Below are 13,567 nucleotides of genomic sequence, written 5' to 3' on the forward strand. Positions count from 1 at the left end.
TCTTTGCTGAATCGACGGCAAGACCGCTGACCGACGACATGCGGCCCAATGATTGCTGGCGAATGACGTTATTGCGTCGGCTTTGTCGGCTCGAGAGGGAGCTTTTGAATTTTCCCGAAACCCGTGATGCGGCGGTCGCAATCGATCGTCGCTCCGTAGTTTCCTTCGCGTGACTTCAGATCGAATGCCCACCAGCCGAGCTTGTCGGGATAATACCGGGGCTTTCCGATGAATTCGACTTCGTTCAGCTGAACGCCTTGTTCTTTGGCGAATGCGAGAATTTTTGCCTCGAGCTCTCTGGCCGGAGCATCAGGGCAACTACCTTCGTCCCTCTCGTATCTGGCAATTCCAACGATGATGAGAAACAACAAGACCAGAGCGATGGCCGTTGCGACAAGAATAATTACGAGGCGAACGATGTAACGAGTGATTGTTGAGATCATGGTCGTTTTGGGGAGGCTCTGTACATGAGGTAGCGATCAAGCTTGAAAATCCTCGTTAGTTGAGCCTACCGGAGCCTCGGGCGCATGAGTCCGCCGAACGATGGCCGGTGAACTGCTTGAGGCGGACGCGTTTCTGCGTTCCGGACGGGCCTTTGACCAGAGAATGAAATTTCCTTCTCGCCATCGAAGTAGATTTGATAGTCAGTGTGGCCAAGTGCGGAGCCGATTTCTCGCAAAATGGTGGTCATCCATTCTTGCAGGAACGGTCGGTTGGAGCGGTCGGCATCGAATTTGTCCGGATTCAATGTGTAGGAGCCAACGAACCGATAGGTGTTGTCTTCCAGCATCGTCAATTTTCCTCGAACGTGCCCCGAGACGCGCCCACAGTCGTGGCGGACCAGAAGTCTTGCGCGCCGTGGCTAAAGACGTTCGTGCTGAACGGTCCGTCGATCGGATAAGTGCCCGCACCATATCCAGGATTATCTATGCTTGCCCGGATCAACTCGAAATCCGAGACTCCCATTCTTAGATTCATGGACTCAAGATTGAGTGATCTGCGCTCCCCATTTCCGAAAACCCAATAATAGACAGCTCCAATGAACATGAATGGGCTTCCGTAAAGTTGAAATTCTGATATGGGGCGAATTCCATTCAGCTGGTTCGCGTAGATGCCGAATAACGTCGATACGTCGGCATGGCCTAACGCGACGTTGAGATTATACGAATTTGCGCCAGGGAAGTGCTTGTAGCCGCCTCTCGCAAGCCATCCGGTAAATTCACCAAATAAAGTTAATTGATTTTGCCAAAATAGCACATTTCGACTCTCGAACAGAAATTGAAAGAATTCCTCTGTCGTGGCAATCATGTCGCCATAGTCTGCATTATTGAAAATCTCAGTGGCGGAGCAATATCTGCCGAAGCACAGGAGCTTTGGATAGCCGAGCGAGGCCTCTGACATTGCCCCTCCACCGCCAACCTTGCCGGAAAAGCCGTCGAGACTTGGTAGACGTGGCGCAGTGACTGAAATCGACGGCATCGCATCGGATTGTGCGGAACATGTTGAGTGTTTCAATAACGCGATGAGGGGGAGGGCTGTCGAGCTTGCTAAAAATCGCCGTCTTTCTCGATGGTGTCGCGTTTGTGCAATTCTCTCAGTATTTTCAGGTGCTGACGAATCTCGATCTGTCATTTTCAACCCTCGTACCGTTCTTGATTTTGGAAATTGTTCGTTATCCGAAATTTTGAACATCAACTTTTGTTGCCTTTGACGCAAGGAGGCTCACCCATCATTCCAGAGATAGCGGTGATGCGACATCCTTCGATCCGCATGCTTTCGAGGATCTTTCGCGAAAGCTCGCGGCACGACATTCAAATATCCGGGGGCTGCTCCGATTGCCTGCGAGCCTTATCCAGAACGGCAAGCCGACCCTGTCAGGGTAAAGATAGGTGTTTGGTAGCGGTGAGCGCGGAACGAATGGACTAAGCAAAGCGACGAAAATGAGAGCATCACTCCTTGGCCTATATGCGCCACCAACAACGTTTCGGAATGTCAAAGAGAGCGGGTTCGTTCGCAATCGTGTCGACGTTTTAGCGGATCGCTTGACCGAACCGGCACGTGCGTATCTTGACATCGGTTGGCTGGCCGGTCGCGCCACATTCGTCGTATTGCCGGTGAGGTGCCTCGACACGCATGTCATGTGGTCGACAATCATCGCGTCGCCGTCCGCGTCCTCGGCCTCGCCGCATTTTCGCGAAGCGTCGCCTAACCTGATGACATCCGGTGGCGATTTTTCATCAACTCAATTCCTTTCGTTTTGTAATAATCCTTGCGAATTGTCATATCATGTCGCCCTCCGAGCCGCGCAACGCGGCCAACATGACCGACCCCGTTTAAAAGGACACTGGATGGAAGCACTCGCAAGTGGGCTGATCGACGCCGTCAACGGCGTGTTGTGGAACTACGTGCTGATCGCGCTGCTGCTCGGCGCGGGCGCGTGGTTCACGCTGCGGTTCCGGATGATCCAGCTGAAGGCGCTGTTCCTCAGCATGAAGCTGGTCGGCAGCAAGGGCGAGCCGGGCAGCATCTCGTCGTTCCAGGCGTTCGCGACCGGGCTCGCGAGCCGCGTCGGCACCGGCAACATCGCCGGCGTTGCGGTTGCGCTGACGGTCGGCGGGCCGGGCGCTATCTTCTGGATGTGGATGACGGCGCTCGTCGGCATGTCGTCCGCGTTCGTCGAGGCGACGCTCGCGCAGATCTTCAAGGTGTCGCACCACGACGGCACCTATCGCGGCGGCCCCGCGTACTACATCCAGACTGGCCTGCGCTCGCGCGGCTTCGGCGTGCTGTTCTCGCTGTCGCTGATCCTCGCGTTCGGCTTCGTGTTCAACGCGGTGCAGGCCAACGCGATCGCCGATGCGTTCCACACGTCGTTCGGCTGGAACCGCGCGACGGTCGGCCTCGGCCTCGTGCTGCTCACCGCGCCGATCATCTTCGGCGGCATCCGCCGGATCGCGACCGTCGCGCAGGTAATCGTGCCGCTGATGGCGATCGGCTATCTCGCGCTCGCGGTGTACGCGGTCGCGACCCATATCGCGTTGGTGCCGGACGTGATCGCGCTGATCGTGAAGAGCGCGTTCGGCCTCGAGCAGGCGGCCGGCGGCCTGACCGGTTATGCGGTCAGCCAGGCGGTCGCGATGGGCGTGAAGCGCGGGCTGTTCTCGAACGAAGCCGGCATGGGCAGCGCACCGAACGCGGCGGCGACGGCCAGCACCCGGCATCCGGTCGTGCAGGGGCTGATCCAGATGCTCGGCGTGTTTGTCGATACGATCGTGATCTGCAGCGCGACCGCCTTCGTGATCCTGTTGTCGGGCCAGTACGAGATCGGCACCGGCATGCAAGGCGCGGCCCTGACGCAGCGCGCGATCGCAAGCCATGTCGGCGACTGGGGCGCGATCTACATGGCGGTCGCGATCTTCTTCTTCGCGTACTCGTCGGTGATCGGCAACTACGCGTATGCGGAGGGCAACGTCGACTTCATCACGAAGCGGCGCGGCGTGCTGCCGCTGTTTCGCATCGCGGTGCTCGGGATGGTGATGTTCGGCAGCGTCGGCCAGCTGCCGCTCGTGTGGGCGATGGCCGACACCAGCATGGGCCTGATGGCGATCATCAACCTGGTCGCGATCCTCGCGCTCGGCAAGTACGCGCATGCGGCGTGGCGCGATTACCGCCGCCAGCGCGCCGCGGGCGTCGCCGATCCGGTGTTCACGCGCAATACGATTCCCGAACTCGCGCGCGTGCTGCCGAAGGACGTCTGGGGCGAGCACGGCCCGCTGCCGCAGCGTCCGGCGGCCATGCCGGAAACCCGTGTCGCGACGAGCGTCGCGGCCAACTGACCATGGACGGCGACCGGCTCCGTGCATTCGTCGCGCTGATGCCCGATGCGGCGTCGCGCGACGCGCTGCACGCGTTGCCGGTCGCACGCGGCGCGCGGCGCACGCACGCCGACCACCTGCACGTGACGCTCGCGTTTCTCGGTGCGATCGAGCGCGGCGCGTGCGATGCGCTGGCCGCGCGGCTGCCCGGGCTCGCGGCCGCGCATGCGCTGCCGCTGCAGGCCGTCGAGCGGCTCGCGTGGTGGCCGAGCCTGCCGAAGGCGCGCCTGATCGTCGCGGAGCTGGGCGTCGAGCCGGCGCTGGTCGCGCTGAACGACGCACTCGTGGCGGCATTGCGGGATCTCGGCCTGCCGACCGATCGCCGCCCGTTCCGGCCGCACGTCACGCTCGCGCGGCTGCCGCACTATGCGGTCGGGCAACCGGCGCACGGCGGCGCGTTGCATGAACCGGTCACGCTGCATTTCGATGCGCTCACGCTGTTCGAAAGCCAGTTGTCGCACGAGGGCGTGTCGCATCGGCCGATCGTGTCGGCGCCGGTTGCGCTGGCGGATGCGGGGGACCGGGAGTAGGGGCCGGCCGCGATGGCGGGCGGCGTCGCGAAGACGCGGCGGCTTCGGCGCAGGGGGCGGCGTGCACCGCACCGTCATTTCATCCGGAATACGGCAGGCAAAGCCCGTCGCGCATGCGAGCGGGCACCGGCGGCGGGCGGGGCGCACATCGCGCCGCCCGCCCGCTCGCGGCCTGTTACGCGGCGACCTTGTCGCTGTCGTTCACGCGCTCGACGCGGATCGTGCCGCCGTGGAATGCGGCCAGCGCTTCGCGGTGCGCGATGCTGACGATCGCGGCCTGCGGCAGCCGCTCGTTGAACAGGTGATAGAGGCGCGCTTCGTTGTCGGCATCGAGCGCGCTGGTCGCTTCGTCGAGGAACAGGAAGTCCGGCTTGTGCAGCAGCACGCGTGCGCCCGCGAGACGCTGCTGCTCGCCCGGCGACAGCACGCGGGTCCAGTGCGCGGACTCGCCGAGCCGGTCCGCGTAGTCCTCGAGCCGGCACGCGCGCAGCGCGTCGCGGCACGCGTCGTCGCTGTACGCGTCGGCGCCGGCCGGGTAGGTGAGCGCGGCCTTCAGCGTGCCGATGGGCAGGTAGCTCGTCTGCGGCACGAACATCATCCGTGCGCTGACCGGCGCATCGATCGCGCCGTCGCCGAACGGCCAGAGGCCCGCGAGCGCGCGCATGAACGTGCTCTTGCCGGAACCCGATTTGCCGACCACGAGCCAGCGCGAGCCGGGCTCGATGGTGACGCTGCCGATGTCCGCGAGCGCGTTGCCGTTCGGCAGCGCGAGCTTCAGCGACGACGTCGACAGCCGCTCGGCATCGACGTAATGCAGGTTGATGCCGCCATGCTCGGTGGCGGGCGACACGCTTTCCTTCAGGTGCGACGCGCTCATCACGCGCTTGAATTCGCGCAGACGGTTGACGGTCGCGCGCCATTCGACGAGGGTGGCGTAACTGTTGATGAACCAGGAGAACGAGTCGCTGACGGTGCCGAACGCGGACGAGATCTGCATCAGCACGCCGAACGAGAACGCGCCCGCGAAGTAGCGCGGCGCGGCGACGACGAGCGGGAAGATGATCGCGATCTGGCCGTAGAAGCTCAGCACGAACGTGAGCCGCTTCGTGTACTTCATCACGCGCCACCAGTTGTCGCGGATGCGCATGAACAGGTTGCGCGCGTTGCCGTTCTCGGTGGTTTCGCCGTCGTAGAACGCGATCTGCTCGGCGTTCTCGCGCACGCGGATCAGCCCGAAGCGGAAATCCGCCTCGACGCGCTGCTGCTGGTAGTTGATCGACACGAGCGGGTGGCCGACCTTCTGGATGATCAGCGAGCCGACCACCGCGTACAGCGCGGCCGCCCACACCATGTAGCCGGGGATCGCGATCGGCGTGGCGCCGAGCGTGACCGTCAGCGCACCCGCGAGCGACCACAGGATCGTGATGAACGACACGAGCGTGACGACCGTCGACAGCAGGTCGAGCGACAGCGACAGGGTGGTCGTCGCGAACGACTGCAGGTCGTCGGTGATCCGCTGGTCGGGGTTGTCGGCGAGGCGGTCGCGTTCGATCCGGTAGAACGCGCGATCGCCGAGCCACTGGCCGAGAAAGCGCTCGGTGAGCCACTGCCGCCAGCGGAAGCCGAGCATCTGGCGCAGGTAGCGGCCGTACACGGCGAGGATGATGAACGCGAACGCGAGCGCCGAGAATTGCAGCAGCAGGTTCGGGAAATCGTGGACGTCCTTCGATTGCAGCGCGTTGTAGAACTGCGCGTTCCACTTGTTGAGCCGCACGTTGATCCAGACGACGCAGAGGTTGATCGCGATGATCGTGACGAGCAGCCCCCACGCGACCTTCCATTCGGACGAGACCCAGTAGGGCTTGACGAGGCTCCACGCGGATACCTGGCGCTCGTCCTGCGGTGCGTCGTGGGCGGTATGGGGCGATTGGGTCATGTGCTTCCTGATGTGTGGCCGGCGCGCACGCCGGTGAGGCCGGGCGCGCGCCGCGAAACAGGCGGGCCGGACAAAACGTGCCGCATGACGGCGGGCGCTGCGGATTGTGGCGCGCCCGTCTTAAACGGCACTTAACGGCCCGCGGTAGGACGGCAACCGGCGCGCGATCGCGCGCCGGCCTGCGGGCATTGTGCCAGAGCGGCGCCCGGCATCGGTGAAATTGCCGACGGGGGACAGTTTGCGGCCGTTTCCGCTTTTATGGTCTAATGGCCGTCGACGAAACAGGGGTGCTTCGTGCGTGGCCGGCGGTGTTCCGGGCGGCGCGGCGAGGCTGAGAGAGACCCTTCGCACCCGATCCGGGTAATACCGGCGCGGGAAGTTTCCGATCCCGCCGGGCCGCGCTGGCTGCTTCCCCATTTGTCAGCGCCCTGTCCCGCCCGGCCGGCCTTTGCTGCCGGTTTCGTCCTTTTGGGTACGCGCGCTTGCTGCGCGTTGCGGAAGGATGCAATGACCGTTCAATCTTCAGTCTTTTGTCCCGCCCCGCGTGCGTTCGCACGAGGTCGCGTTTGCGCGTGCGCGCCGCATCGGCATGTGTTTCGCGAGGAGGGCGTGCGATGAGCGTCGTGACTGCACGGCCCGATTTCGCGGTGCTGGGCGGCGGCCTCGTCGGCCGCCTGATCGCGTGGCGGCTCGCGGGCGACGGCCACCGCGTCGCGCTGTACGAGCGCGGCGGCCCGGACGGCGAGCAGTCCGCCGCGTGGGTTGCGGCCGCGATGCTCGCACCGCTCGCCGAGGCGGCCAGCGCGGAACTGCTGATCACCGAGCTGGGCGCGGCGTCGCTCGCGCGCTGGCCGCAGTGGCTCGCCGAGCTGCCCGAGCCGGTGTTCTTCCAGCAGCACGGCACGCTCGTCGTCTGGCATCACGCGGATCGCGCCGAGGCGCCGCTGTTCGAGCGGCGCGTGCGCGCGAACGCGCCGGCCGGCCTGCTCGACGGTGGCTTCGTGTCGCTCGCCGGCGCGCAGGTGGATGTGGCCGAACCGGCGCTCGCGGGCCGCTTCGCACGCGGGCTGCTGCTGCCGCGCGAAGGCCAGCTCGACAACCGCCAGGCCCTGCGCGCGCTCGCGGCGGGCCTCGCCGAGCGCGGTGTCGACACGCACTGGCACGTCGCCATCGACGCGAACAGCCTGCCCGATGCCCATTTCACGATCGACTGCCGCGGGCTTGGCGCGAAGCCGGTGCTGCCCGTGCTGCGCGGCATCCGCGGCGAGGTCGCGCGCTTGCATGCGCCCGGCATCGGCCTCACGCGGCCGGTGCGGCTGCTGCATCCGCGCTATCCGCTGTACATCGCGCCGAAGCAGGACGACCTGTACGTGATCGGCGCGACCGAGGTGGAGGGCGAGGACATGTCGCCCGTCAGCGTGCGATCCGCGCTGGAGCTGCTGAGCGCCGCGTTCTCCGTGCATCCGGCGTTCGGCGAGGCGCGCATCCTCGAGCTGAATGCGCAGTGCCGCCCGACGCTGCCCGATCATCGCCCGGCGCTGATCTGGGACGGCGCGGCGACGCTCGCGGTCAACGGCCTGTACCGGCACGGCTTCATGATCGCGCCGGAAGTCGCGCATGCCGCGGCCGCGCTCGCGCAGGCGGCGCTGTCCGGCACGCTGGGCGGCGCGGACGCATTCGCCGCGTGGCGCGGCGCGGCGCGCTGGCCCGATCTCCTTCATCACCGCGACGACGCGCGCCAGCCGGCCTGACGCGCGCCGCGACCCGAATTCGACGAAGCAAGCCCATGGATATCCAGATCAACCAACAGACCCTCGCGCTGCCCGACGGCGCGACGGTGGCCGACGCGCTCAGCGCGTACGGTGCGCGCCCGCCGTACGCGGTCGCGCTGAACGGCACGTTCGTCGCGCGCACGCAGCATGCGGCGCGCGCGCTCGCGGCGGGCGACAAGCTCGACGTCGTGCACCCCGTCGCGGGCGGCTGAACGCCGCCGGTGCATCCCCGATCTTTCCAGGAACACGAGATGACGTCCCCCACTTGCGCCGATGCGCTGACGCTGTACGGCGAAACCTTCGCGAGCCGCGTGCTGCTCGGCACGTCGCGCTATCCGTCGCTGCAGTCGCTGTCCGATTCGATCGCGGCCGCGCGGCCCGGCATGGTGACGGTGGCGCTGCGCCGCCAGATGACGGGCGGCACCGCCGAAGCCGGCTTCTTCGACCTGCTCAAGCGCCACGCGGTGCCGCTGCTGCCGAACACGGCCGGCTGCCAGACCGTCGCCGAGGCGCTGACCACCGCGCACATGGCGCGCGAGGTGTTCGAGACCGACTGGATCAAGCTCGAATTGATCGGCGACGACTACACGCTGCAGCCCGACCCGGTCGGCCTGATCGAGGCGGCCACGCAGCTCGTCAAGGACGGTTTCAAGGTGCTGCCTTATTGCACCGAGGATCTCGTGATCGGCCGGCGCCTGCTCGACGCCGGCTGCGAGGCGCTGATGCCGTGGGGCGCGCCGATCGGCACCGGCAAGGGCGTCGTGAACCCGTACGGGCTGCGCGTGCTGCGCGAACGGCTGCCGGACGTACCGCTGATCATCGACGCGGGGCTCGGCGTGCCGTCGCATGCATGCCAGGTGATGGAGTGGGGCTTCGACGGCGTGCTGCTGAACACGGCGGTGTCGCAGGCGACCCATCCGGAGATCATGGCGCGCGCGTTCGCGCAGGGCGTCGAGGCCGGCCGCGCCGCGTACCTCGCGGGTCCGATGGACGCGCGCGAGACCGCGCACGCGAGCACGCCGGTCGTCGGCATGCCGTTCTGGCACCAGGACGGAGGCGCCGCATGAGCGCCGGGTTTGCCGCGACGTTCTGGCCGCCCGCGGACGAACTGACGGAGGCGGCCGAGCGGATCCGCGCGCGGCTCGGCGACTGGCCGCGCGACGCGGCGGCGCGGCGGCTGTGCGTCGCGCTGCCCGGGCTGCCGGCCGACGGCGACGTGCTGATCGTGTCGGAAGGCGACCATGCGGCGCGTGCGCTGGCATCCGCCGCGTCGCGGCCGGCGGCGCCGGACGTGGCCGTCATCGAATTCGGCGAGCGCCGCGCGGTGCTGCACGGCGCGGGCGCGCGGGTGGCGCTCGACGCCGCGCACCCGCTCGCGGACGACTGGATTCCGGCGTTCGCCGCGTTCCTCGATTGCGGCTTCGCGCCGGTCGACGCGCTGGTGCTCGCACTGGCGTGGCGCGACGGCGACGAGGCGGCGGACGACGCATGGCCGGCCGACGCAGCACGGTTTCCGCGCGTCGCCGGGCTGCCGGCCGCGCCGGAGCCCGCGTTTGCGCCGTGCCCGGCGCGGCTTGGCCTGTATCCGGTGGTGCCGAGCGCGGAATGGGTCGAGCGCGTGCTGGACTGCGGCGTGCGGACCGTGCAGCTGCGCGTGAAGGGCGCCGCGCCCGACCAGCTGCGCGCGGAAGTCGCGCGCGCGGTCGCCGCGGGGCGCCGCTATCCCGATGCGCGCGTGTTCATCAACGATCACTGGCAGATCGCCGCAGATGCCGGCGCGTACGGCGTGCACCTGGGCCAGGAAGATCTCGAGACGGCCGATCTCGCGGCGATCGCGCGCGCGGGCCTGCGGCTCGGACTTTCGAGCCACGGTTATTACGAAATGTTGCGCGCGCTGCACGTGCGCCCGAGCTACCTCGCGCTCGGGCCGGTGTTCGCGACCACGACCAAGGCAGTGGCCGCGCCGCCGCAGGGGCTCGCGCGAATCGCCCGCTACGCGCGCTTCGCGGGCCCGCTGGCGCCGCTCGTCGCGATCGGCGGGATCGGCCGGGAAGTGCTGCCGGCCGTGCTGGCAACCGGCGTCGGCAGCGTCGCGGTGGTCAGCGCCGTGACCGGCGCGGCCGATTATCGTGCGGCGCTTATTGCATTGCAGCAATTATTCCCCGGATAATTTGACAATCATTGACCGGACGGCCGACGGCGGGCTCGCGACATCATTCCGATGCAGGCCCTATAATTCGGCGTTCTGCGTATAAGGATTGTCAGATCCGTGAGCCCTTCTCCCCCCGAGACACTGCTGGAACTCCGCGACGTCGATTTCGGCTACGGCGATCGGCTCGTCCTGTCGAACCTGAACCTGCGCTTCGGGCGCGGGCAGGTGGTCGCGGTCATGGGCGGGTCGGGCTGCGGCAAGACCACCGTGCTGCGCCTGATCGGCGGGCTGGTGCGTGCGCGCCGCGGCCAGGTGCTGTTCGACGGCGCCGATGTCGGCGCGCAGACGCGCGACGGCCTGTACGCGCTGCGCCGCAAGATGGGCATGCTGTTCCAGTTCGGCGCGCTGTTCACCGACATGTCGGTGTTCGACAACGTCGCGTTCGCGCTGCGCGAGCATACCGATTTGCCTGAGGAACTGATCCGCGACCTGGTGCTGATGAAGCTCAACGCGGTGGGCCTGCGCGGCGCGCGCGACCTGATGCCGTCCGAGGTGTCGGGCGGCATGGCGCGGCGCATAGCGCTCGCGCGGGCGATCGCGCTCGATCCGCAGCTGATCATGTACGACGAGCCGTTCGCCGGCCTCGACCCGATCTCGCTCGGCATCACCGCGAACCTGATCCGCACGCTGAACCAGGCGCTCGGCGCGACTTCGATCCTCGTCACGCACGACGTGCCGGAATCGTTCGCGATCGCCGACTACGTGTACTTCCTCGCCAACGGCGGCGTGCTCGCGCAGGGCACCCCCGACGAGCTGCGCGCGTCGACCGATCCGAGCGTGCGCCAGTTCATCGACGGCGCGCCGGACGGCCCGTTCAAATTTCACTATACGAGCCCGCCGCTCGGCGCGGATTTCGGGCTCGGCGGAGGGCGCGCATGATCAGCGCGATCGGACGTTTCGTCACTGGCGGCCTCACGCGCGCGGGCTATGGCGCCCGCCTGTTCGCACGGCTCGTGCTGGAATTCTTTCCGCTGCTGCGGCGGCCGCGGCTCGTCACGAAGCAGATTCACTTCCTCGGCAACTACTCGTTCGTGATCATCGCGGTGTCGGGGCTGTTCGTCGGCTTCGTGCTCGGCCTGCAGGGCTACTACACGCTGAACCGCTACGGCTCCGAGCAGGCGCTCGGCCTGCTCGTCGCGCTGTCGCTGGTGCGCGAGCTCGGGCCCGTCGTCACGGCGCTGCTGTTCGCGGGCCGCGCGGGCACGTCGCTCACCGCCGAGATCGGCCTGATGAAGGCGGGCGAGCAGCTCACCGCGCTCGAGATGATGGCGGTCGACCCGGTCAAGACGGTGATCGCGCCGCGCATGTGGGCCGGGATCATCACGATGCCGCTGCTGGCCGCGATCTTCAGCGCGGTCGGCGTGCTCGGCGGCTATTTCGTCGGCGTGATCCTGATCGGCGTCGATCCGGGCGCGTTCTGGTCGCAGATGCAGGGCGGCGTGGACGTGTGGAGCGACGTCGGCAACGGCGTGATCAAGAGCGTCGTGTTCGGGTTCGCCGTGACCTTCGTTGCACTGTTTCAAGGGTACGAGGCGAAGCCGACGCCTGAAGGCGTATCGCGCGCGACCACCAAGACGGTCGTGTACGCGTCGCTCGCCGTACTCGGCCTCGATTTCCTGCTGACCGCGCTGATGTTCAGCTAAGCCTTTTTGGGATGACGATGAAAAAGACTGCTCTCGACTTCTGGGTCGGCCTGTTCGTGGTGGTGGGCTTCCTCGCGGTGCTGTTCCTCGCGCTGAAGGTCGGCAACATGAGTTCGATCTCGTTTCAGTCGACCTACCCGGTCAAGATGAAATTCGACAACATCGGCGGCCTGAAGCCGCGCGCCGCGGTGAAGAGCGCGGGCGTCGTGGTCGGCCGGGTCGGCTCGATCGGCTTCGATACGAACACCTACCAGGCGCTCGTGACGATCGACGTGAACAAGCAATACCCGTTTCCGAAGGATTCCTCCGCCAAGATCCTGACGTCGGGCCTGCTCGGCGAGCAGTACATCGGCCTCGAGCCGGGCGGCGATTCCGAGATGCTGAAGGCGGGCGACACGATCGCGATGACCCAGTCGGCGATCGTGCTCGAGAACCTGATCGGCCAGTTCCTGTACAGCAAGGCGGCGGACGCGGGCGGCGCGAAGCCGGCATCCGGCGCGGCCGCCGTGGCGGCGCCCGCTGCGTCCGGCGCCCAATAACCACACGAGAGAACACAAGAGGGTAAGACCATCATGCAGACGATTCGCATCAGGCACGCCGCGCTCGCGGTGGCAGCGGCAGCCGCACTGAGCGGCTGCGCCACCGTGCAGACGCCGACCAAGGGCGATCCGCTCGAAGGCTTCAACCGGACGATGTACAAGTTCAACGACACCGTCGACACCTATGCGCTGAAGCCGGTCGCGCAGGGCTACCAGTACGTGGTGCCGCAGCCGGTGCGCGACAGCGTGACGAACTTCTTCTCGAACATCGGCGACGTCTACATCGCGGCGAACAACCTCGTGCAGCTGCGGATCGCCGACGGCGTCGGCGACATCATGCGCGTCGTGATCAACACGGTGTTCGGCGTCGGCGGCCTGTTCGACGTCGCGACGATCGCGAAGCTGCCGAAGCACACGGCCGACTTCGGCGTCACGATGGGCCGCTACGGCATGCCGTCGGGCCCTTACCTGGTGCTGCCGCTGCTCGGACCGAGCACGGTGCGCGACGCGGCGGGCCTCGGCGTCGACTATCTCGGCAACCCGCTCACCTACGTGAAGCCGGACGGCGTGAGCTATGGCCTGTTCGGCGTGAACCTCGTGAACACGCGCGCGAACCTGCTGGGCGCGGGCGACGTGCTGGAAGCGGCGGCGATCGACAAGTACTCGTTCGTGCGCAATGCCTACCTGCAGCGGCGCCAGACGCTGATCAGCAATGCGCGCGGCGAAGCGGGCGGAGCGTCGGACGGCGATGCGTTGCCGAAATACGACCTGCCGGATGACGGCGCGGCGGCGCCCGCTGCGTCCGCGCCGGCAGGTGCATCCGGTGCAGCCGCGCCGGCGCCGGGGTCGGAAGCGGCCGGTTCGCCGAATCCGGCCAGCGCAACGAACGTGCCGCCGATGCAGGTGACGCCGCCCGCGCCCGGCGGGCTGCGCATTCCGAGCATCCGGCTGCATTGAGCGGATTTACATTCGTTACAGCCGGAAACGATTCAGCCGGGAGGGGGCGCGAACTTGCGCGTAAGCTACCGGCTCCAACCTCCGCATCGACTCAATCATGCAG

Annotated in this window: 14 protein-coding genes and 1 riboswitch; of the genes, 10 read left to right on the plus strand and 4 right to left on the minus strand. The window is 66.7% G+C overall.

Going from position 1 to position 13,567, the window contains the following annotated elements; translation table 11 throughout:
* Nucleotides 1–68: 68 nt before the first annotated feature.
* From HWY45_RS23120 to HWY45_RS23125, 3 genes are all read right to left on the minus strand, one after another.
* A complete protein-coding gene (locus HWY45_RS23120) occupies nucleotides 69–443 on the minus strand; it encodes a hypothetical protein (protein ID WP_059883729.1) in 375 nt (124 codons plus the stop codon).
* Between the two features lie 65 nt (nucleotides 444–508).
* Nucleotides 509–790 (minus strand): hypothetical protein, encoded by a 282-nt coding sequence (locus tag HWY45_RS36935; RefSeq protein WP_230946774.1) that lies wholly within the window; start codon nucleotides 788–790, stop codon nucleotides 509–511.
* Nucleotides 791–792: 2 nt separating this feature from the next.
* The gene (locus HWY45_RS23125; protein WP_230960925.1) at nucleotides 793–1,692 is read right to left on the minus strand and encodes a hypothetical protein; all 900 of its coding nucleotides are present in this window, start codon (nucleotides 1,690–1,692) and stop codon (nucleotides 793–795) included.
* Between the two features lie 656 nt (nucleotides 1,693–2,348).
* On the opposite strand from HWY45_RS23125, the gene HWY45_RS23130 reads away from it, so the two are divergent.
* Nucleotides 2,349–3,836: an alanine/glycine:cation symporter family protein gene (locus HWY45_RS23130; protein WP_059803059.1), complete on the plus strand. Its 1,488-nt coding sequence runs from the start codon at nucleotides 2,349–2,351 to the stop codon at nucleotides 3,834–3,836.
* Nucleotides 3,837–3,838: 2 nt separating this feature from the next.
* Nucleotides 3,839–4,405, plus strand: a complete 567-nt coding sequence (thpR, locus tag HWY45_RS23135; RefSeq protein WP_059883728.1) for an RNA 2',3'-cyclic phosphodiesterase — start codon at nucleotides 3,839–3,841, stop codon at nucleotides 4,403–4,405.
* Nucleotides 4,406–4,580: 175 nt separating this feature from the next.
* Here the strand turns inward: thpR and HWY45_RS23140 are convergent, their stop codons facing one another.
* Nucleotides 4,581–6,341, minus strand: a complete 1,761-nt coding sequence (locus HWY45_RS23140; protein ID WP_059883727.1) for an ABC transporter ATP-binding protein/permease — start codon at nucleotides 6,339–6,341, stop codon at nucleotides 4,581–4,583.
* A 273-nt stretch (nucleotides 6,342–6,614) separates the two neighbouring features.
* Nucleotides 6,615–6,736: riboswitch (TPP riboswitch) on the plus strand.
* 219 nt (nucleotides 6,737–6,955) lie between these two features.
* On the opposite strand from HWY45_RS23140, the gene HWY45_RS23145 reads away from it, so the two are divergent.
* The 8 genes from HWY45_RS23145 to HWY45_RS23180 all read left to right on the plus strand — a co-directional run bounded on the left by HWY45_RS23145 (nucleotide 6,956) and on the right by HWY45_RS23180 (nucleotide 13,464).
* Entirely contained in the window at nucleotides 6,956–8,092 is a 1,137-nt protein-coding gene (locus HWY45_RS23145) for an FAD-dependent oxidoreductase (RefSeq protein WP_059883726.1), read from the plus strand.
* Nucleotides 8,093–8,127: 35 nt separating this feature from the next.
* Complete coding sequence (gene thiS / locus HWY45_RS23150) at nucleotides 8,128–8,325, plus strand: sulfur carrier protein ThiS (RefSeq protein ID WP_017333584.1); 198 nt, start codon at nucleotides 8,128–8,130, stop codon at nucleotides 8,323–8,325.
* Between the two features lie 39 nt (nucleotides 8,326–8,364).
* Nucleotides 8,365–9,180, plus strand: coding sequence for a thiazole synthase (locus tag HWY45_RS23155; protein ID WP_059883725.1), 816 nt, complete (start codon nucleotides 8,365–8,367; stop codon nucleotides 9,178–9,180).
* The gene (gene thiE / locus HWY45_RS23160; protein WP_081069845.1) at nucleotides 9,177–10,283 is read left to right on the plus strand and encodes a thiamine phosphate synthase; all 1,107 of its coding nucleotides are present in this window, start codon (nucleotides 9,177–9,179) and stop codon (nucleotides 10,281–10,283) included. The genes HWY45_RS23155 and thiE overlap by 4 nt, the downstream gene beginning before the upstream one ends.
* 99 nt (nucleotides 10,284–10,382) lie before the next feature.
* Nucleotides 10,383–11,204 (plus strand): ABC transporter ATP-binding protein, encoded by an 822-nt coding sequence (locus tag HWY45_RS23165; RefSeq protein ID WP_059558363.1) that lies wholly within the window; start codon nucleotides 10,383–10,385, stop codon nucleotides 11,202–11,204.
* Nucleotides 11,201–11,968, plus strand: a complete 768-nt coding sequence (mlaE, locus tag HWY45_RS23170; protein ID WP_059558366.1) for a lipid asymmetry maintenance ABC transporter permease subunit MlaE — start codon at nucleotides 11,201–11,203, stop codon at nucleotides 11,966–11,968. Before HWY45_RS23165 ends, mlaE begins: the two co-directional genes overlap by 4 nt.
* Nucleotides 11,969–11,979: 11 nt before the next feature.
* On the plus strand, nucleotides 11,980–12,507 hold the full coding sequence (gene mlaD / locus HWY45_RS23175) for an outer membrane lipid asymmetry maintenance protein MlaD (RefSeq protein ID WP_059883724.1): 528 nt from the start codon (nucleotides 11,980–11,982) through the stop codon (nucleotides 12,505–12,507).
* A 33-nt stretch (nucleotides 12,508–12,540) separates the two neighbouring features.
* Nucleotides 12,541–13,464 (plus strand): MlaA family lipoprotein, encoded by a 924-nt coding sequence (locus HWY45_RS23180; protein ID WP_059803053.1) that lies wholly within the window; start codon nucleotides 12,541–12,543, stop codon nucleotides 13,462–13,464.
* The last annotated feature ends 103 nt before the right edge of the window (nucleotides 13,465–13,567 follow it).

This window comes from Burkholderia stagnalis, from assembly GCF_902830275.1.
Taxonomy (GTDB): Bacteria; Pseudomonadota; Gammaproteobacteria; order Burkholderiales; family Burkholderiaceae; genus Burkholderia; species Burkholderia stagnalis.